Source organism: Floridaenema aerugineum BLCC-F46, assembly GCF_041929345.1.
GTDB classification, from domain to species: domain Bacteria; phylum Cyanobacteriota; class Cyanobacteriia; order Cyanobacteriales; family Aerosakkonemataceae; genus Floridanema; species Floridanema aerugineum.
Genome location: NZ_JBHFNQ010000066.1, coordinates 16,584 through 42,412 on the forward strand (window position 1 = coordinate 16,584; position 25,829 = coordinate 42,412).

General features: G+C 39.7%; 21 protein-coding genes and 3 pseudogenes. 11 read left to right on the top strand and 13 right to left on the bottom strand.

Annotation, left to right across the window (positions count from 1 at the left end):
• The first annotated feature begins 43 nt into the window (after nt 1-43).
• The 8 genes from ACE1CC_RS09105 to ACE1CC_RS09140 all read left to right on the top strand — a co-directional run bounded on the left by ACE1CC_RS09105 (nt 44) and on the right by ACE1CC_RS09140 (nt 5,580).
• Entirely contained in the window at nt 44-274 is a 231-nt protein-coding gene (locus tag ACE1CC_RS09105) for a hypothetical protein (protein WP_413270147.1), read from the top strand.
• Entirely contained in the window at nt 261-590 is a 330-nt protein-coding gene (gene crn3 / locus ACE1CC_RS09110) for a CRISPR-associated ring nuclease Crn3/Csx3 (protein ID WP_413270148.1), read from the top strand. The genes ACE1CC_RS09105 and crn3 overlap by 14 nt, the downstream gene beginning before the upstream one ends.
• A gap of 115 nt (nt 591-705) precedes the next feature.
• On the top strand, nt 706-972 hold the full coding sequence (locus ACE1CC_RS09115) for a hypothetical protein (protein WP_413270149.1): 267 nt from the start codon (nt 706-708) through the stop codon (nt 970-972).
• A 197-nt stretch (nt 973-1,169) separates the two neighbouring features.
• Nucleotides 1,170-1,877 (top strand): 4Fe-4S dicluster domain-containing protein, encoded by a 708-nt coding sequence (locus tag ACE1CC_RS09120; protein WP_413270150.1) that lies wholly within the window; start codon nt 1,170-1,172, stop codon nt 1,875-1,877.
• A 12-nt stretch (nt 1,878-1,889) separates the two neighbouring features.
• On the top strand, nt 1,890-2,936 hold the full coding sequence (locus ACE1CC_RS09125; RefSeq protein WP_413270151.1) for a heterodisulfide reductase-related iron-sulfur binding cluster: 1,047 nt from the start codon (nt 1,890-1,892) through the stop codon (nt 2,934-2,936).
• 114 nt (nt 2,937-3,050) lie between these two features.
• On the top strand, nt 3,051-4,118 hold the full coding sequence (locus tag ACE1CC_RS09130; protein ID WP_413270152.1) for an FAD-dependent oxidoreductase: 1,068 nt from the start codon (nt 3,051-3,053) through the stop codon (nt 4,116-4,118).
• Between the two features lie 11 nt (nt 4,119-4,129).
• Nucleotides 4,130-4,717, top strand: coding sequence for a 4Fe-4S dicluster domain-containing protein (locus ACE1CC_RS09135; protein ID WP_413270153.1), 588 nt, complete (start codon nt 4,130-4,132; stop codon nt 4,715-4,717).
• The gene (locus tag ACE1CC_RS09140; protein ID WP_413270154.1) at nt 4,714-5,580 is read left to right on the top strand and encodes a CoB--CoM heterodisulfide reductase iron-sulfur subunit B family protein; all 867 of its coding nucleotides are present in this window, start codon (nt 4,714-4,716) and stop codon (nt 5,578-5,580) included. The genes ACE1CC_RS09135 and ACE1CC_RS09140 overlap by 4 nt, the downstream gene beginning before the upstream one ends.
• Nucleotides 5,581-5,634: 54 nt before the next feature.
• Here the strand turns inward: ACE1CC_RS09140 and ACE1CC_RS09145 are convergent, their stop codons facing one another.
• Both ACE1CC_RS09145 and ACE1CC_RS09150 read right to left on the bottom strand, forming a co-directional pair.
• Nucleotides 5,635-6,936 carry an NAD(P)/FAD-dependent oxidoreductase gene (locus ACE1CC_RS09145; protein ID WP_413270155.1) on the bottom strand — a complete coding sequence of 434 codons (1,302 nt, stop codon included), beginning with the start codon at nt 6,934-6,936 and terminating at the stop codon, nt 5,635-5,637.
• Nucleotides 6,937-7,099: 163 nt separating this feature from the next.
• Nucleotides 7,100-7,495, bottom strand: coding sequence for an ArsR/SmtB family transcription factor (locus ACE1CC_RS09150; RefSeq protein WP_413270156.1), 396 nt, complete (start codon nt 7,493-7,495; stop codon nt 7,100-7,102).
• 598 nt (nt 7,496-8,093) lie between these two features.
• Here ACE1CC_RS09150 and ACE1CC_RS36750 point away from each other — a divergent pair.
• Nucleotides 8,094-8,282 (top strand): annotated as a pseudogene (locus ACE1CC_RS36750) (IS607 family transposase); the annotation flags it as partial.
• A 39-nt stretch (nt 8,283-8,321) separates the two neighbouring features.
• On the opposite strand, the pseudogene ACE1CC_RS09155 reads toward ACE1CC_RS36750, so the two are convergent.
• The 8 genes and pseudogenes from ACE1CC_RS09155 to ACE1CC_RS09190 all read right to left on the bottom strand — a co-directional run.
• Nucleotides 8,322-9,344, bottom strand: a pseudogene (locus ACE1CC_RS09155) (AAA-like domain-containing protein); the annotation flags it as partial.
• Nucleotides 9,345-9,550: 206 nt separating this feature from the next.
• On the bottom strand, nt 9,551-10,963 hold the full coding sequence (locus tag ACE1CC_RS36755) for an adenylate/guanylate cyclase domain-containing protein (RefSeq protein ID WP_459563818.1): 1,413 nt from the start codon (nt 10,961-10,963) through the stop codon (nt 9,551-9,553).
• A gap of 152 nt (nt 10,964-11,115) precedes the next feature.
• Nucleotides 11,116-11,289 carry a hypothetical protein gene (locus ACE1CC_RS09165; RefSeq protein ID WP_413270157.1) on the bottom strand — a complete coding sequence of 58 codons (174 nt, stop codon included), beginning with the start codon at nt 11,287-11,289 and terminating at the stop codon, nt 11,116-11,118.
• A 24-nt stretch (nt 11,290-11,313) separates the two neighbouring features.
• Entirely contained in the window at nt 11,314-11,565 is a 252-nt protein-coding gene (locus ACE1CC_RS09170) for a DUF4278 domain-containing protein (RefSeq protein ID WP_413270158.1), read from the bottom strand.
• A gap of 379 nt (nt 11,566-11,944) precedes the next feature.
• Nucleotides 11,945-13,999, bottom strand: coding sequence for a calcium-binding protein (locus ACE1CC_RS09175; protein ID WP_413270159.1), 2,055 nt, complete (start codon nt 13,997-13,999; stop codon nt 11,945-11,947).
• 312 nt (nt 14,000-14,311) lie between these two features.
• The gene (locus ACE1CC_RS09180) at nt 14,312-14,503 is read right to left on the bottom strand and encodes a hypothetical protein (protein WP_413270160.1); all 192 of its coding nucleotides are present in this window, start codon (nt 14,501-14,503) and stop codon (nt 14,312-14,314) included.
• A 77-nt stretch (nt 14,504-14,580) separates the two neighbouring features.
• Entirely contained in the window at nt 14,581-15,903 is a 1,323-nt protein-coding gene (locus tag ACE1CC_RS09185; RefSeq protein ID WP_413270161.1) for a flavin-containing monooxygenase, read from the bottom strand.
• Between the two features lie 28 nt (nt 15,904-15,931).
• Nucleotides 15,932-17,578: a cyclic peptide export ABC transporter gene (locus tag ACE1CC_RS09190; protein WP_413270162.1), complete on the bottom strand. Its 1,647-nt coding sequence runs from the start codon at nt 17,576-17,578 to the stop codon at nt 15,932-15,934.
• A gap of 300 nt (nt 17,579-17,878) precedes the next feature.
• Here ACE1CC_RS09190 and ACE1CC_RS09195 point away from each other — a divergent pair, with 300 nt between their 5' ends.
• Entirely contained in the window at nt 17,879-18,472 is a 594-nt protein-coding gene (locus ACE1CC_RS09195; protein WP_413270163.1) for a peptidoglycan-binding domain-containing protein, read from the top strand.
• A 231-nt stretch (nt 18,473-18,703) separates the two neighbouring features.
• Here ACE1CC_RS09195 and ACE1CC_RS09200 read toward each other — a convergent pair whose 3' ends face one another.
• Both ACE1CC_RS09200 and ACE1CC_RS09205 read right to left on the bottom strand, forming a co-directional pair.
• The gene (locus tag ACE1CC_RS09200; RefSeq protein WP_413270164.1) at nt 18,704-19,636 is read right to left on the bottom strand and encodes a pyridoxamine 5'-phosphate oxidase family protein; all 933 of its coding nucleotides are present in this window, start codon (nt 19,634-19,636) and stop codon (nt 18,704-18,706) included.
• Between the two features lie 98 nt (nt 19,637-19,734).
• Nucleotides 19,735-20,331 (bottom strand): glutathione S-transferase family protein, encoded by a 597-nt coding sequence (locus tag ACE1CC_RS09205; RefSeq protein ID WP_413270165.1) that lies wholly within the window; start codon nt 20,329-20,331, stop codon nt 19,735-19,737.
• A gap of 231 nt (nt 20,332-20,562) precedes the next feature.
• Here ACE1CC_RS09205 and ACE1CC_RS09215 point away from each other — a divergent pair.
• Nucleotides 20,563-24,245 (top strand): annotated as a pseudogene (locus tag ACE1CC_RS09215) (NB-ARC domain-containing protein).
• A 181-nt stretch (nt 24,246-24,426) separates the two neighbouring features.
• On the opposite strand, the gene ACE1CC_RS09220 reads toward ACE1CC_RS09215, so the two are convergent.
• Complete coding sequence (locus tag ACE1CC_RS09220; protein ID WP_413270168.1) at nt 24,427-25,755, bottom strand: NAD(P)/FAD-dependent oxidoreductase; 1,329 nt, start codon at nt 25,753-25,755, stop codon at nt 24,427-24,429.
• Nucleotides 25,756-25,829 lie beyond the last annotated feature (74 nt).

Below are 25,829 nucleotides of genomic sequence, written 5' to 3' on the forward strand. Positions count from 1 at the left end.
CAAGCCAGAATCAACAATCAAGAGAACCGCAGTTAGTAAACTAATGGAGTGTGAAATAATTCACCAAGAACAACCTTATTTAGAAATAACTTGTGATCCTTGGGTTTTTGGACAACCTAGACCAATTCCCCAAGCGTTAATTGCTGGCTGGTCAGCTTGGGTAATTTATTGTCTAACTAAAGAGATCGAGTTTTACCAATTGAATATTGCTATTTTACCATCTACGATAGTAGGAATAGTCCAATCAACAACAATAAATTATGAGTGCGATTAAACTGGAAGTTGTTCCGCATCAAACACAATCAGGGTTGCCATATCAGCATTTACGTTTGGAAATTACCAACGAAAATGGCATCATTACACCTGCCGATCTCAAAGGATTGAAGTTGCCAGCAGGCATTGATTTTAGTCAAGGAATAGTTATTGAAGGAAAAGCACCAATTTGGTTGTATGGGTATTTAGTGCATGAATGTCACCCTGCTGCTTGGGTAGGTTGTTACGATCCGCGTTTGGGTGTAGTGGTAGTGGTGACGCATACACATGAAGTTTCGATTTCCCAGGTGTTTAAGGTGGATTTGCCTAAAGTTTAGGGGTCTTCCGTACTTAGGTTGATAAGTTTAATTAATTAATTTCGTTAGAGCTATAGGTAAATAACGATGAAATCCTGATATAGTAAGGGTCTGAGTCTAAAAAAGCTCAAAAAAGATGAACAAAGTTCAGCATCAAGCCGATAATTTAATTCGTCATGCGGGGGAAATTAAAGAGATTCGTCAAGATGGAGATATTCAACTACATCCAGAAGCACAAAATGCGATCGCATCGAGTTGGCGCAATCTGACTCGTTGGTTATCCAAAACCCTACCTCTACCAACAAAAGCACCAAATCTAAATCACAACCCTTATCCAACCAGACAACTAATACGTCACTTTTTGCTTAAAAGGACAGAAAACCTTGATGCAGCTAGATTATAAGCTTGCCTTATCACCACAACTACGGGAGAGCCTTGCCTTTCCTCTGTCAACATTTTGAGAAAAATATTGAGTATTTTTGCTTAGTTATTTCTAAAAAAAAAGATTAAAATTTTAATTGACAATATAACTAAATAGTTATACACTAAATTTATAAACAAACAGCCTAACCCAGAGGCCTAAATAACGAGATATCCCCTATGGGTAAATTATTTAACGAGCTTAAACAAGACCTTTTGTATCAGCATGGTATGAACGCCTGCCTAAACTGCGGCGTATGCACAGCAGTTTGTCCAGCAGCAGAATTTAATGATTACTCTCCCAGAGAAGTCATGAACATTGTGCAATCCGAAAATGACGAACTAATTGAAGAATTACTCAAGTCAGACAAAATTTGGTTTTGTGGGCAATGTTTTTCCTGTAAAACTAGGTGTCCGAGAGGCAATAGTACCGCTTCAGTAATTCTGGCTTTGCGCCGACTTTCCGTTCGTTACGGTTACTTTGCTGAATCAGAAAAAGGCAGACAACAGTTATTTGCCAAGCGAGTATTTGGAGAAAATATGTTAAAACGAGGCTATACCTTGTTAGCAGAAAATATCACTCCGGCACATTTTCCTGAACTTGGTGAAAACTGGGAATACTATTACGAACATAGAGAAGAAATGCGCCAGTGGTGGGACGTGCCGATGAATTTGGAAAATAGCCCAGGTTCACATCGAGTTATTCCCAAAAAAGACATGGAAGAATTGCGGGCAATTTATCAAGTTACGGGTGCGATCGATCTAATGGAAGCCGTAGAAAAAGGCATGGAAAAGAAACTCGGCAGCAAAGAAGAAGTGGAAAAATACTGGCAAAACTGGTTAGAAACTGCTGATAGTAGAAACTACGAAATTAAAGAAAACAAATAAGGAGAAAAATTCATGAAAGTAGCCAGAAAAAATATAGCATGGCAAAGACATCAAAAGCAGGTTCCAACCGTAGATGATGAAGGCGGAAAACTGTGGGGTTGCTTCCGCAGTTGTTTTCTCCAAAGTGCCGCACCATATACCGAAGGCATCGCCTATAAAATTTTAAAAAATGATTTGGGAATGGATTTACGAGAAGCACCAGGACATACTTCTTGTGGTGCGATCGGCTATCACGGAGATGTGTCAAACTTAGAAACTCAAATGGTAGTTGCAGCCAGAAATTTTTCGCTTGCACATCACGAATTAGGCGTTGAAAATCTCTTTTCATTCTGTGTTACTTCTTTTGCTAATTACACAGAAATGATCAAACTTTGGGAAGAAGAACCGGAGTTACGAGAATACACCGAAAAAACTTTAAAAGAAACGACTGGACGAGAATTTTGGATTCCTCATGTTTCTGGTGGTAGACCTTCTGTTGTTCATGCTTCTGACGTATTTTTTGCCAATCGGTATAAACTGGCAGAAAAAGCCAAATATAGCTTGAAAGGTATCAAAGCAGTCGATCATATTGGATGCCACTACGGAAAAATTTTTCCAGGTGAAGCAATGGGTGGTGCAGAATTTCCTCAAGTTTTAGTAGGATTATTGGAAGCTTTCGGTGCAGAAATTGTTGATTATCCAGAACGCAGACATTGCTGCGGCATGGGTTTTCGGCAATGTGCGTTTCCTGAAAACAGAGACTACACCGCAAGTAGCGTCTACAAAAAAATGAAAAGTCTTAAAGAAGCGCACCCAGATTGTAACTTAATCCTCACTAATTGTCCTGGATGTACGGTATTTTTGGATGCTGAACAAGGAACAATTAAAGAAGTTTTAGAAGAGGAATTTAACGTTAGCATCCTTGATTATGCACAGTTAACTGGGTTAATGTTAGGATATGACCCCTTCAAAGATTGCGGATTGAATGCCAAAGTGGTTCCGATCGAGCCTTTACTAGATAAAATTGGCATTCCTTACGACAAATCCAAGACTGCCGAAGAACGCAGAAGGCCATTTTAAAGAAGAAGGTATAAGGCAAAAGAAGGAAATATTTGTATCCTTACTTTTGCAATAGCCTTTAATTGAGAATCTCATCATTTAACTTACACAAAATCAACCTTAAAGGTAAAAAAAATGGACAAAAAAGTTGTGGTAATTGGTGGTGGCCCTGCGGGAATGGCAGCAGCAGGAAAGTTGCAAGACTTTGGATATAATGTAGTTTTGGTTGAGAAAAAACCCGAAGTTGGGGGACATTTAAACAAGTGGTATAAAGTATTCCCTGATTTTACCGATGCTTCGGAAATCATTACTAATTTGAAGCAAGGCTTAGGCAAAACACGAATTTTAAATAATACGACTGTAACTGAAATTTCTGGATCAGCACCTAATTTTAAAGTGACTGTATCGACGGGTGAAGAAATAAATGCTGGGGCGATTTTAGTAGCAACTGGATTTAAACATTTTGATGCTGCTTTTAAAGAAGAATATGGATATGGAATTTATGACAATTGCATCACTTCTGTAGAATTAGATGCAATGCTAAAGGCGCAAAGTGTGAAAACTAGAAATGGGAAAGCGCCGAAGAAAGTGGCAATGGTACATTGTGTTGGTTCTCGTGATGAGAAGGTAAATAATAATTACTGTTCGCGAGTTTGTTGTACCAATGCAATTAAAGTTGCGATCGAGATTAAAGAACAAAACCCCGACTGCGAAATTTACTGCCTTTACATGGATATTCGGGTGTTTGGTCGTGGTTATGAGGAACTGTATCGCACATCGCAAGAAAAGTTTGGCGTACAATTTATTCGTGGTCGTCTTTCTGAAGCTGGCGAGAAAAATGATGGCAGTTTATTATTACGTTTAGAAGATACTTTAACAGCAAAACCGATGCGGTTAAGTGTTGATCTTTTGGTATTAATGGTAGGAATGGAAGGTAATGCTGAATTAGCAGAAGTGGCTGGTTTAAGTGTTGGCTGCGATCGCTTTTACACCACTGCACATCAACAATATTCCAATAATGCTTCTCCGAGAGAAGGTATTTTTCTAGCAGGGACAGCAACCGGGCCAAAAGCAATTGTAGAATCAATTACTGATGGCAGGTCAGCAGCAGCAGAAATTGCAGGGTTTTTAGTTAGTAATCAACTTTTTGAATCATCTCTGAATGGTCAGTTACTAACAGAAATGGCAGCTTCAGTTAAGTAAGGTTGAAAGCAATGGCAGTTAAAAATAAAAAGTTTTTGTTTGGTTTGAAAGTCGATCGCCAACTTGATGGTGATAAAATGAATCGAGAGTTTCTTGATAAAGTAATTGCAGAAGGTGGCGAAGGTGCGGCGATCGCAAGTTGTATGCAGTGCGGTACTTGTAGCGGTGGCTGTACCAATATTGACCGGATGGATATGTCACCTAGAACCCTAGTTTTAATGGTACAAAGAGGCGAATGGGAAAAGGTAATTAAAAGTAACTCTTTGTGGTTATGTACTTCTTGTTACACCTGTACTTCTCGGTGTCCGCGTGGGGTGCGTCCTTCCGATGTGATTGAAGCAGTTAAGGCGATCGCAATTCGCCAAGGAATCGAAAACGATTCTACTAGATTCAACCAAATATTTGTCGAATTAGTTCAGAAACGAGGCATCCTCTTTGAACCAGAATTAATGCAGAAATACGGCGGTTTACAAGCCATGCTCGAACAAGCAGAATTGGGAATTAAATTAGCTCTTAAAGGCAAGATGTCGCCCTTTCCTGCCAAAGTCAAAGAACCCCAAAAATTTAGCGAAGCATTAAAAAAGGCAGGTAAAAAATGAAATATTCTTATTATCCGGGATGTAGCCTTCATACCACTGCTAAAGAATTCGATATTTCAACAAAAGTGGTAATGGAAGAACTGGCAATTGAACTCAGGGAACTAGAGGATTGGTCTTGTTGTGGAGGTTCGGTGGCAGCTGGGGTTTCTCACGATGTTGGTATGGCTTTAGCTGCTAGAAATGTCGCCTTAGCACAAAAGCAAAATCTCGATCTTTTAGCATCTTGTTCCGGTTGCTATAATAAATCAGCTAGAGCAGTAAAAGCATTAGAAAACGAAACAGAAAAACAGCGAATTACTGCAATTCTTTCCGAGATGGGAATAGCGGTTTCTGACTACAATATTAGAGTTAGAAATGTAGTTGATGTTTTGGCTAATGATGTAGATATCGCTACCCGAATTAAAAAACCTCTTAGAGGTTTGAAAGTTGCTTGTTACTATGGTTGTTTGTTGACTAAACCAGCAGATATTACAGGTTGGGATTCTCCTGTTTTTCCGATGTCAATGGATAAATTATCTCAAATTTGTGGAGCGGAAGTTGTTGATTTTCGGTCAAAAACAAAATGCTGTGGTGGCCCAATTCTGGTAGCGAAGCAAGATGTAGCTTTTGATTTAACTAAGAACCTATTAGATGAAGCAAAATCTCTAGGTGCAGATTGTATTGTTTTGGCTTGTCCGTTGTGTGCAACTAACCTGGAACTAAGGCAACCAGATATTGAGAATAAGTACAATGTTTCTTACAATCTGCCAATTCTCTATATCACAGAAATTATCGGCTTGGCTTTAGGAATTAAACCAAGTAAACTGGGAATTAATAAGCATATTGTTTCCCCCAAATCTATTTTAACAAAACTAGGACTTTGAACAAGTGTCAAATAGCAGTGATTAATTAGTTGAAAGTGAAGATTTTTTCCTATATCAACTTTTATTCACTGCCTTTTCTTGAACTCCATCACAATTTTTCAGCAGTGATAATCCGAATAAAATTCGTAAGCCTAAAATTTCAAACCAAGGCAAGCCCCATCCTAATTTCATTTTTAGCAGAAAATACTGCTCAAATCCTGCTTTTACCCAGTTCACCCAATATCCTTGCAAAGCATAGGCATAACGTCGTTTACCTGTTTGTGCATCTGGTAATACGGGTGCTGCAACATATATAATACCTGTGTTGCCAAATTCAGCCAAACAAATTGCTTCCAAAGTAGGAGTTTTTAAATTGTCTGCGATCACACCTAACCTCACACCAATATTATGTTTTACTGCTAATCCCATTGCTTCTGTCATTTGTCCAGTTTTCGGTAATCCTAACCCACAATCTTGTTTAGTTTCCGGCAATGCTACACTCACTCCAAGAGCATAAACTGAAGAAAATTGCCGATGTTCGTAAGTAGGTAATATGGGAATAAATCCTTTTTCATTAGCCAAACTAGGTACTTTTTCGATAAACTTTACTCCTCGAAAAGCTGGCAAAATCATGGCATATTTAAACGGAATTTTAGGCCCGTCAGCTAATCCGATCGTCTCGGCATCAACAAAAATAATTTCAGCGTTAGTTGCTATTTCAATTCCTCTTTTTTTTACTAAAGTTTCAGTTAACTCTCTAGAGTTACTTAAACCATCTAAACCTAAGTGTCCCAGATAAGGTTCTGGTGTGATAAAAGTAATCGATACTTTATCCCGCAAACCTCTGCGTCGCAATTCCCTTTCTGCCATTAACAAAAACTCGTAAGCTGGCCCAAAACAACTAACCCCTGCCATTGCTCCTACCACCAAATGGCCAGGATTGTCTAAGAATTTTAGCCAAGCTGTTCGTGCCTCTAAAGCATGATTTGGCGTGCAGACTGAGTGTGTATAACCTGCTTCTGGCCCTAGTCCTCGTACCGCATCAAAAGCAAATGAAGCACCTGTGGCGATCGCTACATAATCATAGTCAACTATCTGATTTTCATCAACTGTAATTTGTTTAGTTTCCGGGTTAAAATCTGTAACTTTTCCTAATATCCATTTAATTCCATACCGCTTGGTTAATTTAGCCAAATCTAATTGGATATTTTCTAGCTTGTTAAGGTTGAGTGCCACTCGGATCAACCCAGGAACAAAAGTAAATAGGGGGCGATCACAAATTAATGTCACCTGATGCTCTTTTGGCAGCAGATGTCGCAGTTCGTAAGCAGTAGGAAGTCCCCCTAGCCCCCCGCCAATCACAATCACTTTCGCCATATTTTTTATTTCCTCCTTCTGCGTGATGGCAAGCATGGTAGCAATCTACCATCCTCAATTGGGTAAGGTTTTTTTTGAATACCAAAAACTTTACTTTAGAGAAAGTTTGTATAGCCTATCCAACAGAAAAACGCTATATAATTGAATTGCACTAAATTATTTATTACAAAACTTTAAATTGTTTTAGTTGCTGGTTTTGCTTTTCTAGTTGGGACAGTAGAGACTCACATACTAAATCACATAGTTCAAATAGAAAAGGATTGGCAATTTCGTAATAAACGCTCACTCCAACCTGAGTACGAGCTACAATTCCTGCTTGAGCCAACAGCTTTAAATGCTTGGACACATTAGCTTGCCCCAAGTTAGTTTCCTCTATAATCTGAGTAACGTTTTTCGCTCCAGATTTGAGACAGCAAACAATTTGTAATCGGCTGACTTCTGATAAAACTTTAAAAAATTCAGCTATATACGCCAACACAGCTGGAGACATCTGGGAAGTTCTAGATTCTTCAGAAGGCTGTGTTGGTAAAGGTAACTCCTTTAAAGATGTTTTGGTCATACAAATTAGTTGTTGAGCTTACACAAGTTATAATATTTTTACTTTATCATATAGCTAAATAGTACTCAAAACGCAATCAATAGCGATTTTTTTCATTATAACTTACGAGTGCTGCTTTCGGGCGAGCGCTGCGACTTCTTTACAGCACTCAAGACTCTAATTGAAGGGGAGGGTGGCTTCAGGGGCAACAAGCGCCCCTAAACCAATATAGACAAATTGTTTCGCGGCACAACTCCGGTCAAAAAAATCATTGCTTATTGAAAACAGACCCCTTGTAGAAAAAAAAGTACCAAATTGTGATCAATAAGGAAAGGTCTAGTTAATTGGTTCTTCCGTAGATGGTGTGATTAATTTGGCTTATAGGAGGGTAAAGGTGGTGAGGGTAAAACGGCTGAAAAGGTTAGTGGACAAAGGTTACAAAATTTAAAATTAAGCTGAAACTATTTTAAATAAAGACAGAGGTAAAATATGTTAGGAAATCTCTGTTAAAAAAGTAGTTCAGGTTATCAAGTCCCCATTAAGCACTATACTGAATTTACTAGGAACAACCGTAGAAGGCTATCAACAAGTAGAAGGTTTTGAACTTATCGAGTACATGGTCAAGCAAAACGGTGGAGAAATCGTGGTTCTCGACCAAACTGTACACTGCCCAGAATCCGAACTTACCCAAGATTTACTCTCAATCCTTCACATCTTCTCCTGTAGAAAGCACGGACTCAGGAAATACAGTAAAAAGATCAAGGAAGATTTATCTAAAACTGAGTCCACAACAGAAACAGAAGATTAAATACTGGCTTAGCGTAAGTTTCTGTACGATTGCTACTCAAACGCTCAATCCTACATTCAAAAGTGATTTATTGATATCTGAAAGTATAAAATCTTCTGAAGAATGGACAAGGAGCAACCGCAAATTTTTCCATTGTGGATTCCCGCTGCTTTCATACCAAGATCTTAATAATGGAAAGAAATCATCAGCTATTTGCGGGTGACGAGAGATCTCATCTACTTGATCTAATGCCAAAACTAAAACTCCGTTGATTTCTGGTAATATGCAGTTTTCAAAATAGCTTGTGCAGTTTTCTTGGCTGTTGAATGTATCATTCCAGTATCGATCAATCTGATATGGTAACTGAAGTTTTCGGGTAATTGCGGCACAAAACCAGCGCAAAAAGCGATCGCTATTTGTAAAAATAGTCTTTTCGGTTTTCTGCAAATTTAATGCTACTGTCTGCACATTAGCATCCTGTTGTTTTGCATAAGCCAAAATGCGGATCATCAAAGAGGTTTTTCCCATCTGACTGGGTGCATAAATCCGAATGAGTGTACCCGATCTCATTACTGCTTCATAGCAGAGAGCCTCAACCGGAGGACGTTCCACATAGAGTGCAGAGTCCAATGGTAGCACCCCAACAGGAAGCTCTAAGGATTTTAGATGAATAGTTCTACAGGCTGCAAGGTTAAAAGATTCGAGATTTTTCCCCTCCTCCTGAATCGTTTCTGCTTCCTTGCTTCCTTCCTGAACAATTTTCTCCTCTATCCTCCCCCAATTCTGCACACCTTGCCTTACCCAATCTGCCCGTTGCGCTAAAACTGCCATCAAGTTCGTTTTACTAACTTTCTCACCTAAGCTAGAGGAAAGGATTTGCCACAACTTAGGCCCAACATCATGCTTGATATACTCAGGAGCATAGCTATATTCCTCTGCAATCTGATCGTATTTCTGTCCCTGTAAAGCTCCTCGCAAAACAGCCACTTCAATATTTTTTAAATGTCTGGCTGTTTGAGCAAATACGGCTGTATCAGCAATCTTGAGCGCGATTTCAAAAGGAATTAAACTCTCTGCATTCATTTTCTTGATCGGCTCTACGCTTTGTAATACCATCACAGTTACACTCTCAATTTTCTAGTTTGCAATCTTCAGGAAGGATTTATCTTATCCCCATTTGATTCTCAGTTTGTCCCATTAAAATTGATCTGCAAAGATCAGTGTGGATCGGTCAGTCATCGGCAAAATTGACCTTGACAAAATCATTTTTATGTAATAATGATTAAAGCTTACGGGTGTCGTCCTTTGAGCCAGTAAGTAACCATTTCTCCCTTTCCCTTAACTGTGAGTTTACCTCGTTTTTCAAATAAGAATTTGTCCTTCAAACATTGATAAGTTGCTTCTGTTACCTGAATACAACCGGGTAAACTATGAGATTCCATCCGGCTGGCGGTATTGACGGCATCTCCCCACAAATCGTAGATAAATTTTTTACTACCAATTACCCCAGCAATAACAGGCCCAGTATTAATGCCAATTCGCAAGCTGAGGGGTTCCATGCCTTCAACTTGAAAGTCAATTTTGGCGATCGCATCGAGCATATCTAAAGCCATTTGAGCGATCGCTTCCGCATGATCGGGGCGAGGAATCGGTAAACCTCCAGCTACCATGTAATTATCGCCGATTGTTTTAATTTTTTCTAATCCATAGCGATCGCTCAAATCATCAAAAGTAGAGAAAATTTGATTTAATAAAGCGACTAATTCATTGGGAGAAATTAGGGTTGAAAGAGTTGTAAATCCAACAATATCAGCAAACAAAACACTCACTTCGGCAAAGCCATCACAAATACTACGGCGACCTTGTTTTAATTCTTGGGCGATCGGTTCTGGTAAAATATTTAACAGCAACTTTTCTGCTTTTTCTCGTTCCATTTGAGCTTCTGCTTCCGCCTGTTTGCGGCGACTCATCTCTTCATAATTTCGCAAAAATGAATCATTGAAAGCAGCGATCACTTCTCCCAATTCATCCTGACGATTTACCGCCATTAAATAAGATTTCGGATTAATCCGATCTTGTTGTAGAGCGATCGAAGCTGCCATCAAACTATCTCGGAGTTTTAAAATCGGTACAATCACTACAGATTGCACCACACTCATTGTTACAAAGGTAATAAACGCAGAGATTAGTAACACAATTCCCACAACTCTAGCCACATAGACATAAAGTTCTTGTTGAATTGAGAGTGCATCGTGACGAATAATCAAAAGATAATCATTTCCCATTTCTTTTGGGAACCAAACAGCATCGTAGCGGCGCTCAAATTTAAACCATCTTTGTCGCATTTGTTGTTGGCTAACCATTTCCCACGATAAACTAGGTTGTTCGCCAAACTTGCCTAACTCTTTACCATCTGAAGCTCGATATAACACACCTCCCAACAAATTCTTTAACATGGGTTTATTTTGAAGTGCTTGGATATGAGTTAGTAACTCCTCTGAAGAGGCATTTGGATAAGTGCGAACAATCCACTCAATCTTTGCTGATGTTACCTCTTTAAGTTGATTTTCTAGTTCCTGACTCTTTTGGATTACCGAAGGAATAAAAACTATTCCCTCAATTACTATAAAACTGGCAAAGACAGAGAGAGCGATTCGCCGTGAAAGCCGAGTTTTGTAAGAATCAAAGAGATGAGGTTTCAATGAAAGTGATTGAGAATGAGTGATGTTGTTTACTTTATCAGTGGATCGGACTCGTTTGCCTACGATTGCGCTGAATAAAATGTAAATATTTGTTTGGATCATAATACTTATAACAGAGTTGAGCAAGCATTAAGCTAATATCTGATTGTAGGTTACACCCAGTAGCAATTAGCTAATCTAAAAGTTGCATACACCCTGTAGAAAATTTGAATAGTTATTTCTGTGACACTGCACTTAGTTAATTGTATATAATGAGGATTTTTTTCCTTAGTAAAAAGCGATCGCTCCAATTCTTGAGCTAGAGCGATCGCTTCCACTCTCATCAAAAGCAATTTATTACTTGGCAGCGACTAATTTAAAGTGTTAATTGACTCTCCACGATAATAGGTAGTACCGCGATAGGAGAGTTTTTGGCTTGCTACTGGTTTGCTCGCTGGAGAACCTACAGAACAATATTTATTACCTCGATAAGAAAGTTCGATATTGTGTCGGGGTGATGAAATCGTAGGGAAATATTTAGCACCCCGATAGCAAAGCTGGGTATTATTTTGTGATAATGAAGATGTATCAGAATAGCTAACACCGCGATTTACGAGTTGCATAGTGGTTCCTCCAAAAAGTATTTGTTGTGTTTGAATGATTTATTGATCCAATTGAAAAACGAAAGTTATATTGTTAGTGCGGCAGAAATAACTCTCACAGTTAATTTAAAGCGCGAGGTTTGACATAAGCTTTAGGAGCAGCGGGAGTGTAATTGTAGGTATGACCGCGATAAATTAGTTGCATGATTGACGGCTCCTTGTAAAACATTTGGTTTACTCCTCCATTTATAGGATTTGAAACCTCTGCGGTCGATACAGAAAAGTTAAGTATTTAAAGAAGCGCATAGTACCTTAATTTTCAACTTAACTTTTATAGGTACAAGATGTGAGTACAGGGGGATCTTTGCCCCCAACTTCCTAAAGTGAAATGGTTTGAGAACTATGCAAACAAAAATTGAGCAGTATTGGCAGTAGCTAGATTTAGACCAATGTTGTCTTTTGTAAATTCAGTCACGCCGCGCAATTCGGCAAGGATTTGACCAGAACCAAACTCGCTATTACCTTCGATTCCATCACTGAGGCGCAAGAAAGTGCTATTGCCATTAACCACTAGATCGATCGCCTCAATCCCTTCAAACTGAAGTAAATCGCCATCACGCAGATTAAACTGGTGAATCACATCGCTACCATCACCATTGCGGTAGATAACCTTATCCACATCCTGATTACCCCCTAGATAGAGGTTGTCATCGCCTGAATTACCAATCAAGATGTCGGCACCAACTCCACCATAGAGGATGTCATCACCATCACCACCCCGCACAATATCATCACCACTTAATGCCCGAATGGTGTCATTACCGCCTTGACCATTAATTATGTCGTTGGAGTTTGCAAAGCCACGCACATCATTATCGAGCTCATTGAGGAAAGTAGTCGTGTTACGATTCCAAATCTGGTCTTGGGTAGAATCGGCATCAAAAACATCGATACTGTCCTGAAGTTGGGCATCGCCATCAAATACAATATTGCCAACCTGTCCGTGCTGTCCACCGGGAATCGGTAAGTTGTCTAGATTTTCCAGCGCAAAATCTTTCAGGATGACTTTGGTATCATCAACTCCTTCAAAACTGACTTCCAAATCAGCACCAACTTGAGTCAGCAGCAAATTTTTAGCTATTAAATCGGCTCCCTTAAACACCAATTCATCAAAGGTAGACAGTATCTCTTCAGACGGATTGCTGCCCTTGCCAACTCCGGTAAAGTCTTCAACTAAAACTGTGCCATCACCTCGATTGACTTTGACTGGCCAGACATTGGTATTGGCATCTCCGGTTGATGCGGTGTTGTTGAGAAACGTTACACCAGCATGAGTTAAAGTGCCACCAGACTGGACGAAGATAGCACCACCCCGCCCCTGTCCTGGGTAGGAATAGTAAGGAACACCATTCGCGCCAGTAGCAGAATTACTGATAAAGTCAGTGTTTGTCACCGTAAAGAATCCGCCCTCTCTCACAAACACAGCACCACCCAAACCAGCACCCCCACCACCACTGCCGCCGGAGCCACCATAATTACCTCCACCTCCAACTGTTGGTGGAGCATAATTACCGCCAGGGTTGACAGCATTACCTCCATTACCTGCAAAGGCACCCCCAGCACCGCCTCGACCACCATAACCGTAGTAACTTCCAGCACCGCCTAGAGTATTGCCGCCAGCCCCACCAGCCCCACCACCACCGCCGCCGCCAGCACCAAAGCCTCCTGCGCCGCCATTGCCTCCATTACCCCCATTACCAGGGGCAAATATAGGACCTGCCCCGCCTTCGCCGCCACCGCCGCCACCGCCGCTAGCACCGCCCACACCAAAATTGCCATTGCCCCCATTGCCCCCGTTGCCGCCATTAGCAAATGCACTGGAGTGGTTGTAGTTCCCGCCTTCACCTCTGATGCCAGCAGTGCTAGCGGCGCTGCCAAACAGAGATCTGCCTCCAGCACCACCAGCAAAACCAGGCGTACCATTCCTATAATCACCTCCTCCATCTCCGCCATCCCGGAGGATACCACCACCGTTGCCTCCCACTACTCGATTGGCAACAAATGCCACTCTATCGGCGGTAACATTACCACGATTTATAAATATGGCAGCACCAGCCCCTAAACCGCCGCCACCGCCCTTTTGTCCATCGCCACCGTAGATATAACCGTTGTAAAACCCTAAGTTGAAGAAGCTAACGGTTGCCTGATTTACAAAAACAATTTGGGTGCGATCTTGCCCACTGAAGCCACTGGTGTTAGTACCATTGCCTTGAAAGATGATTCCTCCTGAATTGGAGTTAATGACAATTGGCTGGTTAAGTCGTGCAATTTGGTTCACATAAATTATGTCATCTTCGGGGGAAGTCATCGCCTGATTGACAGCTTCCCGCAAACTCAACTGATTATCATTGAGGTCAACAACATCGTCGTATCTAGTAACTGTAAACGTTGCCATTTGAGGTTCTCCTAATTTACTTGCATGGTTGTGAGTTAAAATTGCAGATGAAAAATTCCCTGGAATAGCAGTTGCAGTGGGCTGCACAGTTCCAGAAGAAGATCGGGTTAGGGGGTTGGAAAAAGCTGGTGCGATCGCAATTGTTTGCTAATGCGGTTGCCAACGGGTGCGATCGCTAATTCTGTTATACAAGTTCAGTTTTGGAAAGGGTAATGGATAGGTAGCTAAATCAAACTTCCATTACCCATTAAGTTAAGATTAACAACTTGATAACGAATTGATGTTGATTTCCTTTTTGGAGATATCAAAACGTTATTTGTTGAAGCTATGGTTTTCTACAGATGATGCCATTTCCGATGCAGCTACAGAATTAGATTTCGTTGCTTCCACACTAGAGCGACGAGGAGCACAAGCCTGTGAGAGGAGCAGAACACCAATTGGTAAAGCAAGTGTGAGAATGCGATTAAAGCGAGTTTTGCTCAAAGAAATTGTTTGCTTGTTCATGGGATGAACTCCTTGAATTGAAAATTGATGATGTCTCATTTATAGAATGAGCTAATCTTGAGGTCGATACAGAAAAGTTAAGGAGTTGAGAACTGGTGAAAATTTGGGAGTTCAGTTTTGTAGAAGGTAAGTTCAGGTTTTGAAGGTATGGGTTGATTTGCGAGTTGTGCGGTGATTCTTTTGCCTGTGAGCCAGCCATAATGACCGTAGGTAGACGATCGCCACAAAGTCTTTTCAAACCCAACAAAATATAAAGTTGGCTCGACTAGCGATCGACATTTTCCATCAGTTTTGGGTAGATAGCGATCGTCTGCATCGAGATACAAATCTGCTTGGTCTAGAATGGTGTGAATACTTGGTCGAAATCCTGTTGCTAAAATAATGGCATCATAGCAATTTGTTTCGCCATTTTCAAAACAAGCACTTCGATAATTAAGCATTTTAATACTACTAGGAATTACCCGAATATTCCCATTTTTGATTTGTTTGATAGTTCCGCGATCGACCCAAGCAACCCTTGCTTGATTGGTTTCCAAATCCATTGCTCCTATATCTTCTGGATAAATGGAAAATTTACTTAAATCAGCTGCAAAACGTTTAATCCAGCGATCTGTTGCATCAATTGCTTGTTTGAGTTCTTCAGGAGAAAAGGTTAATATCTTTTCAATCTTAACCATTGGCTCAAGCTTTCTTTTTGATGGATTGAACCATTTTTGTATAGAATTAATTGCCTTAAACAACCAGTATTGTAGTACTTGAAGGCGTGGATACAGGGGAAAAACCCAACGTTTTCCGCGAATTAACATATCAACATTTGCTGCATCATGTTCATACAAATCAAGAGCAATTTCTGCGGCGGAATTTCCCGATCCCACAACTAGAACTCGCTGACCTCGGTAGGAAGTTCCATTCTTATACTGCGAGCTATGTATAATTTGTCCAGAATAGTGATCTTGTCCAGAGAACTTAGGAATAACTGGTTTGTTATTCCATCCAGTACAAACGGCGAGAACTTTGCATTGTAAAATCTCTTTGTTTGTGCGAATTTCCCAGTTAAATTCTGAATTTGCTAAATGATTGACTTTAGCGATCGTTTGAACTTCTTCATTAAACCGAATATGGGAATTAATCTGGAAATGGTTAGCATAGTCTGTAAGGTAACTAATGACTTCAGCTTTGGTTTTAAAAATTGAATATCTTTTTTCTGGCTCAAAAAATGGTAAGGCAAGATAAGGGGTATGAAGTGTGAGGCGATCGTAAGCATTTTTCCAAATTGTACCTACAGAATCCCCCTTTTCAATAACCACAAATCGCTCAATACCAAATTGTTTTAAACTAGCTGCCAAAGTTACACCGCAAAACCCAGCACCAATGACCACAACATCGAATTGACTTGCCATATATTACCTCCCATTTATTAGTCGTAATCTATGTAAAAGAAAGAGCAGATACACTATTCATGCTGTCATAGACAACTTTTCCGTAGTCCAGTTTAATTAGGCGATCGCAAGTATGAAAATACTGGTCATCATGGGTAATAGCTATGACTATTTTTCCTCTTGCTTTTAACTCTGGTAATAATTGCGTATAAAATATATTTTTGAAAATTGGGTCTTGATCCGATGCCCATTCATCAAAGATAAAAATTGCTTTATCCTCCAAATAAGCATTCAGTAAAGCTAAACGTTTCCGTTCTCCTTGGGATAAAACATTAGTAGAAAATTCGTTATTTCTGAACCTTACTTTCTTGTCTAATTGCAGCTTTATTAAATAATCATCAGCTTTTTTATCTGTTGCTGTGGTCTTTCCCTTCAAGAGAGTTTCAAACAAGTAAAAATCTGAAAATATAACCGAAAAATGTTGACGATACCACTCTCTCATTTCCGAAGTAATTCTTTGATTATCTAGAAAAATCTCCCCTACTTCGGGAAAGTATAAACCTGCTAAAATTTTCACTAATGTAGACTTACCACTACCATTACCACCAGCAATAAAAGTAATTTCTCCAGCAAACAAGGTAAGATTTATTTCACCTAACTTAAAAGCACGATCCTCTGGTTCATGGTAGTAAGTATGAGTTACACCCGATAGTTGTAGAGATTGACAGGTTAAAGCAGATTCAAATTCAAAATTTAATAGCGTTTCTTGAGGCGAACTTGCTAAAGATAATTGCAGTGCTTCTATTGTTTGCAAAGCGACGATCGCACCACTTATCATTGGCAACACACTCATCATATAATCAAGAGGACTGATTAGATAAATGATAGTAATGGCATAACTCGATAAAATGGCAGGTTGAATACTTGAGATTAAAGGTAATCCAAAAAGAACAATACCAACTACTAGAAAAAATAAAATATGCCCCCAAGTAGCTGCTACCGCAAAAATGGTCATGCTATTAATGTTATGCCGTCGATAATTTTGTGCTGTATCATAAAGCCCATCTATTAAAAAGTTTTGACGGCGTTGTTGATTCAACTTAAGTTCTTTGATTCCTGCTGTCAAAGTATTAACATACTTGAATAGTTTATCCTGCTGGCTTCTTGCTTGTTTTAAATAACGGAATGCTCGATTACTTATAACCTGATAGCTAAAAATACCGATCGAGATAGAAGACAATATGATGATAAATAGGATTGGAGATAACCAAGCCAGATATAGTAAGCAACTGGTAACGATCGCAATATCACCACAAAAAGCTGGCAAAACCTGAGCAGCTTTTGCCAGCGTCTCAATGTCATCAATCAAAGATGCTAATATCCGATGGTTTCCTAAATATTCTAAATGAAATAGTGGAGATGCTAAAATTTGGCGACTTAACATCATGCGGAGATCTAAAACTATTTTTTGGGAAAGTCTGATTAATAAAACTCTGGAAATAATGCCAGTCGTTAATTTAAAAAAGCAAAGACCAAAAAAAAATCCAGTTAACTGAAGTGTAAATGTTGGGTTAATAATTTTTCCGCTGATGACAGCAATTAATCCTGTAGTAGTAATTCCACTGATTAATCCGGTAATGGTAGCTAGTACAAGCGGTTTCCAAAATGAGTTGAGTAGTTGCTTAAGCAAATTCATAAAGCTCTAGAAGAAACATTATTACTGTTCTAGAATTTGAGCCAGTAAATGTCGATACAGAAAAGTTAAGGATTTTTTTGCAAATCATAACTTCATTGATTTTGAAGTTTCTATAAATCAATTTCTAACTTACTTAACTTTTCTGTATCGACGCTCATCAACTATGAAAACTACAACAGGAATAGACAGGCGATATTTTTGATGTGTGAATTAAACCAAGTTTGAGATAAAAACTTAGCACCACGAAGATATAACGAATGTCAGTAATGATTCGATAAACTTTAAATGAGGTAATTTCTTATGCAAGTAGCAACTTCCGCTTCCTTTCGTTCTTTGTCTGTTCTGCGTCGGGGTAGCACAGGAGAAGATGTTTCCCTGCTGCAACAGCGTCTCAATGCAACAAGAAATATTCCCGGTGTTGGATTACCTGCGCTAGTTGTGGATGGCATTTTTGGTGTAAATACAGAACGCGCTGTGAGACGTTTTCAAGAAGTATTTACGTTAGCGATCGATGGTGTAGTTGGGCCACAAACTTGGGCATCTCTAATCCGCATTTCTCTACCTGATGATTTGTCTCCTCCAGCTAATTTTAATGTGCGATCGTACCGGGTAATTTTTGCGTCTACTACTACTTCAGCCATTGTGAATAATGCTGCGGTGCGTGAAGATTTTGATGTGTATGTTGTTAACGCCAGAGCCAGACAACAATTACTTCTTGACATTACTTCTACTGCAAATAATGCAGTAGTGAATGCGATCGTCACTCCAAATAATCAACAACTAATTCCAGACATAGACGACATTCTCAGATTTCCTGTTAGTGGTGATTATCTAATTCTCATTGGTAAAGATAGCGGTAACGCAAACTATCAATTACAAGTTACAATTCGCTAATATCATGTCCGGTTGATCGGCAATAATATCTTTTTCCCACGCCCCTGTAGAGACGTTATATATAACGTCTCTACAGGATGGGTAATCTCTACAGGATGGGTAATCGACTAGGCATGATATAATTTCAGAACCATACTTTTGTTGTAATCTAAATATTAAAATGCCCTTCTTCTTTACAGAGAATTGGAATAAAAAATAGAAATGTCCATACTTTAAAAAGATTAAAATTTTTTACAAGTCTTCTCTCTTTCTACTTTCTCCCGATGTTGGATTTGCTGGAGAATATTCTCCAAATTCCCAGCGTAAAGGTGTGGCATTTCGCGTTTCGATTAACTGAGAAATGGTAAATTCGATCAGCCTTTGTGCGCCTGGAAAAGCAGAAAGTAGTTCTGTATCCCACAGAATTACTGCTTGTCCAGTTAATTGTAATGTATGCCCTTGCTCAAAATCAATAAATAGTAAACCAGCTTGCGGATTTTGGGCTAAATTTCCTAGAGTTTGGAACATATTATTACCTGCATAATCTGGAAAAAGTAAAGTTTGGGAATTAATAACCTGAACAAAACCTGGGTAGCCTCCTCGATGAGAAGCATCAGCCCCTTGTGTAGAATTAGCAGTGGCAATAAAAAAGGTATCTGCTTGATTAATCCAAGTTTCATCTGCTGAATTTAAAGCATTTCTTTGGTGAATTTCTGGAGGTGGCAATTCTGCGATCGCACTAGTTTCTAAATAGCGAGTTTGAATATATTTTGGACAGTTGAAAAATGCTTGCTGAATTTGAATTTGCAGTTTCTCTGGTTGCCGTATTGTTACATTGCCATTCAATCTCAACCGCTTCCGGTTGGATAAGTCTATAATTAATAAGCCAATTTCACCATTTATTTCTAAGTTTTGGTGCAGAATATCTGTACAATTAGAAGTATGTTCGATTTCTATTGTTTGCTCATTTAATACTTGAATAAATCCAGGTATTCCCGTTAGTAAAGATGCCCAAATAGTGCTATTTGATGCGATCGTACTGGCGATCGCCATTTGCTGAACACTAAGAAAACTCAAAGCAGCAGGCTTAACTGTATTACAAATCACTTGTCCAATCCGTTCCGCGTCTTCTCGCACACCTGCACGAGTTTGAACAGCAATTTCTCCAGAATGAAAAGGCATCATTACATTAATTAATTATTTGCTACTTACTACATTACAAACAAAATATTAAAACTAGATGAGATTTCCGTAACTCAAAACACAAAACTTTCCTCTTTATTCTAGAGCCCAGGCATAGCTTCGTAACCAGGTAATTGTTTAATGCGATCGATCCAAGCAATTACATTTGGGTAAGGCTCTAAAGCAATTTTACCTTCGGGAGCCAGTCCTACATAAGGATAACAGGCGATATCTGCAATGGTAGCAGAATTGCACTCCAACCAATTTCGCTCTTTTAGATGAGTATCTATGATTTGCAGCACTTGTTTACCCTTTTGTTGCGCCGTTTCCCAATCAAAATCCATGCCAAAGCGAAAATGAAGTCGGGCAATAAATAAGCTAGTATTGATTTCGTTAGCTGCAAATGACAACCACTGCATTACTTTTGCCATTGACTTGGCTTCTAGTGGTAGCCAATTTTCCCGTTCATATTTGCGTGTTAGATAAACCAGAATAGCTTGGGAATCTCGAATTAAAGTGCCTCCATCGATTAAAACAGGAACCTGCCCAAGAGGATTGAGCTTGAGAAAGTCAGCAGATTTATGTTCACCACCTGCGAAATCAATTAATACTCGTTCATGCTCTATTTGTAGCAATGAAAGCAATAACCTAACTTTGTGACAATTTCCTGACAAATCAGTATGATATAGCTTCATCATTAGCTTTTCATCTTTCTATGTTTAAGGGTCATCAGCTTAAATACTGGTTAATATTATCACTGATATCAAGATCAGTAATGGATCACTTTAACTTGAATGAAATCGATCTTGTTTATTAAACCTTAAATATGGTATTGCACATCAACAGAAAATCTGGCAAATTAGTTTAAACATAAAAAAATCTAAACTCTATCTTTCGTAACAATTAGACACAGTTGGTGGAAAAAGATTGTGGTAACACTCAAAGCTTCACAACAAGGTCTTGCATACATAAAAAAAGCTAGAAGCGAAAAAGGTTGGGCTGTTAGCGATTTCCGTTGGATTGAGACTGCCAGCGCAATTTTAGGCGCTTTTTGGGCAGAGGATGGAGTTCTTGCCGTTGGCATCTCAGAGGGAACTTGGAAACGCTTCTTAGCTGGGAAATACCCCATCAATGCAGAGGCGTTCAAAGCGTATTGTCAAGTACTTGGGTTGAACTGGGAGGAAGTTGCAGAAGGGGAGCAAGGGAGCAGGGGAGCAGAGGGGAGGAAGGAAGATCGGTCAATGGAACGCTTCAGAATTGGGGTGATGCGCCTGATGTTTCGGTGTTTTATGGTCGTGAGGTAGAGTTGAATACGGTTAGGCAGTGGGTGGTTGAGGAAAATTGCCGTTTGGTGACGTTGTTGGGAATGGGTGGAATTGGGAAAACGGCGTTATCGGTGAAGTTGGCTAGAGAAATTGTTGAGAGTAGGGAAGTAGAGGAGTATTCAAAATTTAACATTGATTATGTGATTTGGCGATCGCTCCGTAATGCTCCCACTGTGGAAGAAATTTTAACAGAAATTATTCAGTTTCTTTCCCAGGAACAAGAAATTAATTTACCATCGAATTTAGAAGGAAGAATTACCAGATTACTCCATTATTTACGAACTTCACGCTGTTTGCTGATTTTAGATAATGCCGAATCGATTTTACAAGCGGGCGATCGCACGGGGCGTTATCGTACTGGATACGAAGGTTATGGACAACTTTTGCGTTCAATTGCGGAAACATCGCACCAAAGTTGTTTAATTTTAACATCTCGTGAAAAACCACAGGGATTAGCTAAATTTGAAGGGGAAAGTTTGCCAGTGCGATCGCTGCAATTAAGCGGTTTACCTGAAGGCGTTGGGCGCAATTTATTCAACGTTAAAGGAACATTTACGGCAACGGATACAGAATGGGAAACATTAATTTCACGTTATGCGGGAAATCCACTGGCGCTCAAAATTGTGGCTTCTTCTATTCACGATTATTTTGACGATAATATTTCTTATTTTTTAGAAACAACTCAACAAAGTGCGTTTTTATTTGATGATATTCGTGACTTATTAGCGCAACAATTCCACAGATTAACTGATTTAGAACGCGCCATTATGTATTGGTTGGCGATCGATCGAGAACCTGTCACTTTACCAGAGTTACAAGCTGATTTCGTCACAACTATTCCCCCTCGTGAATTTCTGGAATCTTTGAATTCATTACAACGGCGTTCAATTATCGAAAAAAGCAATGCTAGTTTCACTCAGCAACCAGTTGTTATGGAATATGTAACAACTCATTTAATTGAACAAGTTTGTGCAGAAATCAGCAGCTTAGAAGAAAGCTATGCAACTAATAAAATTTTCATCAATCATGCACTCCTGAAAGCCACTGCCAAAGATTATATCCGAGAAACCCAAGCTAACTTAATTTTGCAACCAATTATTGATGAATTAACCGCAACTTTAGGAAGTCCCGAAAATATTTCTGTTTGTCTTAGTGAAATCCTGAACAATTTGCAAGGAAAACCTCCGAAAGAAACTGGATATGCAGCTGGAAATGCAATTAATTTGCTGCATCAGGCTGGTGTAGATTTGACCGGATTTGATTGTTCCGGGTTAACTGTTTGGCAAGCTTATTTGCAAGGCGTTACTTTACACAATGTTGACTTCAGTAACTCAGATTTATCTCGCTGTATTTTCACAGAAACCTTGGGAAATATTTTATGGGTTGCGTTCAGTTTTGATAGTCAGTTATTAGCAACCTGCGACACTGATTGTAATGTCAGGATTTGGGAAGTTAAATCGGGCAAATTGCTAGTTATTTGTCAAGGTCATAATAACTGGGTGCGCTTCGTAGTGTTTAGTCCAGATGGGAAAACCCTTGCTAGTTGTGGTGCGGACTGCACAGTAAAACTGTGGAATGTGCAAGATGGTGTTTGCATTAAAACATTTATTGGACATCAACATGAGGTTTTTGCCGTTGCTTATAGCCCTGATGGAAAAAGGTTGGCAAGTGCAAGTGGCGATCGCACAATCAAACTTTGGGATATCTGCAATGGTCATTGTTTGCAAACATTAACCGGACATACAGATTGGGTGCGTTCTATCGCTTTTAGTCCAGACGGTAAAACCCTTGCTAGCGCTGGGGCAGATCAGACAATTAGGCTGTGGGATATAGGAATGGGGGAGCAAGGGGGACAAGGTGATAATTCAAAAAACGAAACTAAAAAGTCAAAACTCCTGACGGGGCATTCGGGGTGGGTGCGTTCTGTAGTTTTTAGTCCTGATGGTGAGGTTTTGGCGAGTTCTAGTAGCGATCGCAGTATCAAACTTTGGGATTATCAGACAGGAGAATGTCTCAGAACTTACACCGGACATCAAGGTAGTGTCTATTCAATTGCATTTAGTCCCACAGGTGATTTAATTGTCAGCGGCAGTGGCGATCGCACAGTCAAATTCTGGGATTGTTATAGCGATAACTGTGTCAAAACATTGTATGGACAAACTAATGAAGTTTGTTGCGTTGCCTTTAGCCCAGACGAGCAAACTATTGCCTGTGTCAGCTTAGATCAAACTGTCCGATTGTGGAATTACCAAAGTGGACATTGTTTAAAATCTTGGTATGGCAACACAGATTGGGCACTTCCTGTCAGTTTTAGTCCGATCCCCCCATCCCCCCTTACTAAGGGGGGCACAGGGGGGATCTTGGCTAGTGGCAGCAACGACAAAACCGTAAAACTGTGGGATTGGCAGACTGGTGATTGTATCCGCAGTTTGTCTGGACATACCGACTTTATCTATGGACTTGCCTTTAGTAAAGACGGACAAATTTTAGCGAGTGCTAGTACTGATTGTGTTGTGAGACTATGGAAGATCAATACTGGTCAATGTTTCCAAATTCTCCAAGGTCATGCAGATTGGGTGTATGCAGTTGCTTTTCATCCTGAAGATCTTACTGTTGCCAGCGGTAGTGCCGATTGTACTTTGAAGGTATGGAACTGGCAGACAGGGCAATGCTTAAAAACCCTGACTGGACACAGTGATAAAATCATGGGAATTGCCTTTAGTCCCGATGGACAAGTAATCGCGACTGCTAGTGCTGACCAAACTATTCGATTATGGGATTATCACTCAGGGGATTGCATTACGGTACTTGATGGACATACAAATCGTGTTTATTCAGTTGCATTTAGCCCTGATGGAAAGCTTCTTGCTAGTTCTAGTACCGATCGCACTGTCAAACTATGGGACTGGGTAACAGAAGTATGCCTCACAACCTTTACCGGACATACCAATTGGGTGTTTTCCGTTGCTTTTAGTCCTGATGGACAAACCCTTGCTAGTGCTTCCCACGATCGAACAGTGCGGCGCTGGGATATCAAATCAGGTCAGTGTATCGCTGTTTATACGGGACATTCTCATTTGGTTTCTTCAGTTGCCTTTAGTCCTGATGGGAAAGCGATCGCCAGTGGTTCCCAAGATCAAACTGTGCGGATTTGGAATACTGGTACGGGAGAATGCGATCGCATCTTAATTGCTAAACGTCTTTACGAAGGTATGAAACTGACGGGGGTTAAAGGTTTAACGAAAGCAACGATCGCCACTCTGCAAACTCTAGGTGCGATTGTATAGTCTAGGACTTACGCACTGAAACGAAATCTCGTTGTTCTGGGCATTGGTTATAAGGCTGAAAGGCTGATTATCTCGTTGAAAATTTGGCTGAGTGCGTAAGTCCTAAAGCATTCAAAAAAGTAAGTTGTTGCGCTTCAGCGCTAAAGAAAGGCACTGAAGTGCAACAACGTATCTAAAAATTTCAATTGACGTTTTTATTTAATTTTTGCATTAAATTAGGTTCTCCTCCAGAAGGACAGGAAAGCTGATTATTTTGCCACTGGATGGACTTGATATAATCTCCTTCAAACTGCTCTCCTTTTAGCATTCGATTCCAATAAATCCAAGGTAAAAGAGTTGTTTTCATCTGCCACATAATCCAACGTTCTTTAATTGGATTAAGGGGAAAGCTAGAAAGAGGTGTACTAGTATAACCATTAAACTCAGCCATGATTGTTTTACCATAGCCAGTAATTAAAGGACAACAAGTATAACCATCATATTTACTTAATAAAGGTTTTGAGTCCATTAAAGCTAACAAATTTTCGGCTACAATTACTGCTTGTTTGCGTGCTGCAGCTGCTGTTTTGGAAGTAGGCAGGGAAGAAGCATCTCCTAAACTAAATACATTGGGATATCGATTGTGTTGTAGGGAATATTTATCTACGTCCACCCAACCATAAGGACTATTCTCTACTGCCAAAGGGCTTTGTTTAATAAAGTCGGGGGCGCTTTGTGGTGGTGCAACGTGAATCATTTGGTACTTGTGGGTAACTTCATCCATTAGAGTGCCGTTAGCATCAAACACATCAAAAACTGCTTCTTTAGTTTCCGCTTTAATTTCTTTCAAATTGTGCCGAAATTTAACATCAATTTCTCTTTCAGCAATGACTTTATCTAATAGTGCTGAATACTCTGGCACACCAAACATTTTAGTACTTGGTGTAAGAAACATGACGTTAGTGCGCTGACGAACTCCGAGTTTACTGCGAAAGGTGTCATCTGCCATGTACATGATTTTTTGGGGCGCACCGCCACATTTAACAGGAGTCTTGGGAAAGGTAAATAAAGCATTTCCACCAGAGAAATTTTTGAGTAGTTCCCAGGTGTAAGGTGCATAATTAGGAGCATAGTTACTAGTAACACCATGTTTGCCGATCGCTTCTTTCAACCCTTTAATTAAATGCCAGTCCAGCTGGATACCGGGACAAACTATTAAATAATCATACTCAACCAAAATACCCTCTTGAGTCAAAACAGCATTGTTATCTGGGTCTAGTTTCACTACTCGATCTGCGATCCAAGTCGCTTGTCGAGGAATAAAGTCTTTTTTATCTCTAACTGTATCTTCAATTTGGAATACTCCTCCCCCTGTCATTGTCCAACCGGGTTGGTAGTATTGTTTGTGGGATGGCTCAATAATAGCAATATCTAGAGATTTATTTTTTTTCAATAATATAGAGGCGGTGGTAAGTCCAGCAGATCCGCCCCCAATAAAAACAATTTGGTGGAGCAGTCTCTTTGTAATCATAGGTGTTGCGAATGCTGAAGTTTCAGAATGCTGGGAAGTTGATTTTACCATGAGTAGTCTTTTTTTGTTATAAG

What these genes read in the sequence shown, in the direction of transcription:
- ACE1CC_RS09105 (WP_413270147.1), top strand. Translation starts at nt 44, where the DNA reads ATGGAGTGTGAAATAATTCACCAAGAACAACCTTATTTAGAAATAACT.
- crn3 (WP_413270148.1), top strand. Translation starts at nt 261, where the DNA reads ATGAGTGCGATTAAACTGGAAGTTGTTCCGCATCAAACACAATCAGGG.
- ACE1CC_RS09115 (WP_413270149.1), top strand. Translation starts at nt 706, where the DNA reads ATGAACAAAGTTCAGCATCAAGCCGATAATTTAATTCGTCATGCGGGG.
- ACE1CC_RS09120 (WP_413270150.1), top strand. Translation starts at nt 1,170, where the DNA reads ATGGGTAAATTATTTAACGAGCTTAAACAAGACCTTTTGTATCAGCAT.
- ACE1CC_RS09125 (WP_413270151.1), top strand. Translation starts at nt 1,890, where the DNA reads ATGAAAGTAGCCAGAAAAAATATAGCATGGCAAAGACATCAAAAGCAG.
- ACE1CC_RS09130 (WP_413270152.1), top strand. Translation starts at nt 3,051, where the DNA reads ATGGACAAAAAAGTTGTGGTAATTGGTGGTGGCCCTGCGGGAATGGCA.
- ACE1CC_RS09135 (WP_413270153.1), top strand. Translation starts at nt 4,130, where the DNA reads ATGGCAGTTAAAAATAAAAAGTTTTTGTTTGGTTTGAAAGTCGATCGC.
- ACE1CC_RS09140 (WP_413270154.1), top strand. Translation starts at nt 4,714, where the DNA reads ATGAAATATTCTTATTATCCGGGATGTAGCCTTCATACCACTGCTAAA.
- ACE1CC_RS09145 (WP_413270155.1), bottom strand. Translation starts at nt 6,936, where the DNA reads ATGGCGAAAGTGATTGTGATTGGCGGGGGGCTAGGGGGACTTCCTACT.
- ACE1CC_RS09150 (WP_413270156.1), bottom strand. Translation starts at nt 7,495, where the DNA reads ATGACCAAAACATCTTTAAAGGAGTTACCTTTACCAACACAGCCTTCT.
- ACE1CC_RS09170 (WP_413270158.1), bottom strand. Translation starts at nt 11,565, where the DNA reads ATGCAACTCGTAAATCGCGGTGTTAGCTATTCTGATACATCTTCATTA.
- ACE1CC_RS09175 (WP_413270159.1), bottom strand. Translation starts at nt 13,999, where the DNA reads ATGGCAACGTTTACAGTTACTAGATACGACGATGTTGTTGACCTCAAT.
- ACE1CC_RS09180 (WP_413270160.1), bottom strand. Translation starts at nt 14,503, where the DNA reads ATGAACAAGCAAACAATTTCTTTGAGCAAAACTCGCTTTAATCGCATT.
- ACE1CC_RS09185 (WP_413270161.1), bottom strand. Translation starts at nt 15,903, where the DNA reads ATGGCAAGTCAATTCGATGTTGTGGTCATTGGTGCTGGGTTTTGCGGT.
- ACE1CC_RS09190 (WP_413270162.1), bottom strand. Translation starts at nt 17,578, where the DNA reads ATGAATTTGCTTAAGCAACTACTCAACTCATTTTGGAAACCGCTTGTA.
- ACE1CC_RS09195 (WP_413270163.1), top strand. Translation starts at nt 17,879, where the DNA reads ATGCAAGTAGCAACTTCCGCTTCCTTTCGTTCTTTGTCTGTTCTGCGT.
- ACE1CC_RS09200 (WP_413270164.1), bottom strand. Translation starts at nt 19,636, where the DNA reads ATGATGCCTTTTCATTCTGGAGAAATTGCTGTTCAAACTCGTGCAGGT.
- ACE1CC_RS09205 (WP_413270165.1), bottom strand. Translation starts at nt 20,331, where the DNA reads ATGATGAAGCTATATCATACTGATTTGTCAGGAAATTGTCACAAAGTT.
- ACE1CC_RS09220 (WP_413270168.1), bottom strand. Translation starts at nt 25,755, where the DNA reads ATGATTACAAAGAGACTGCTCCACCAAATTGTTTTTATTGGGGGCGGA.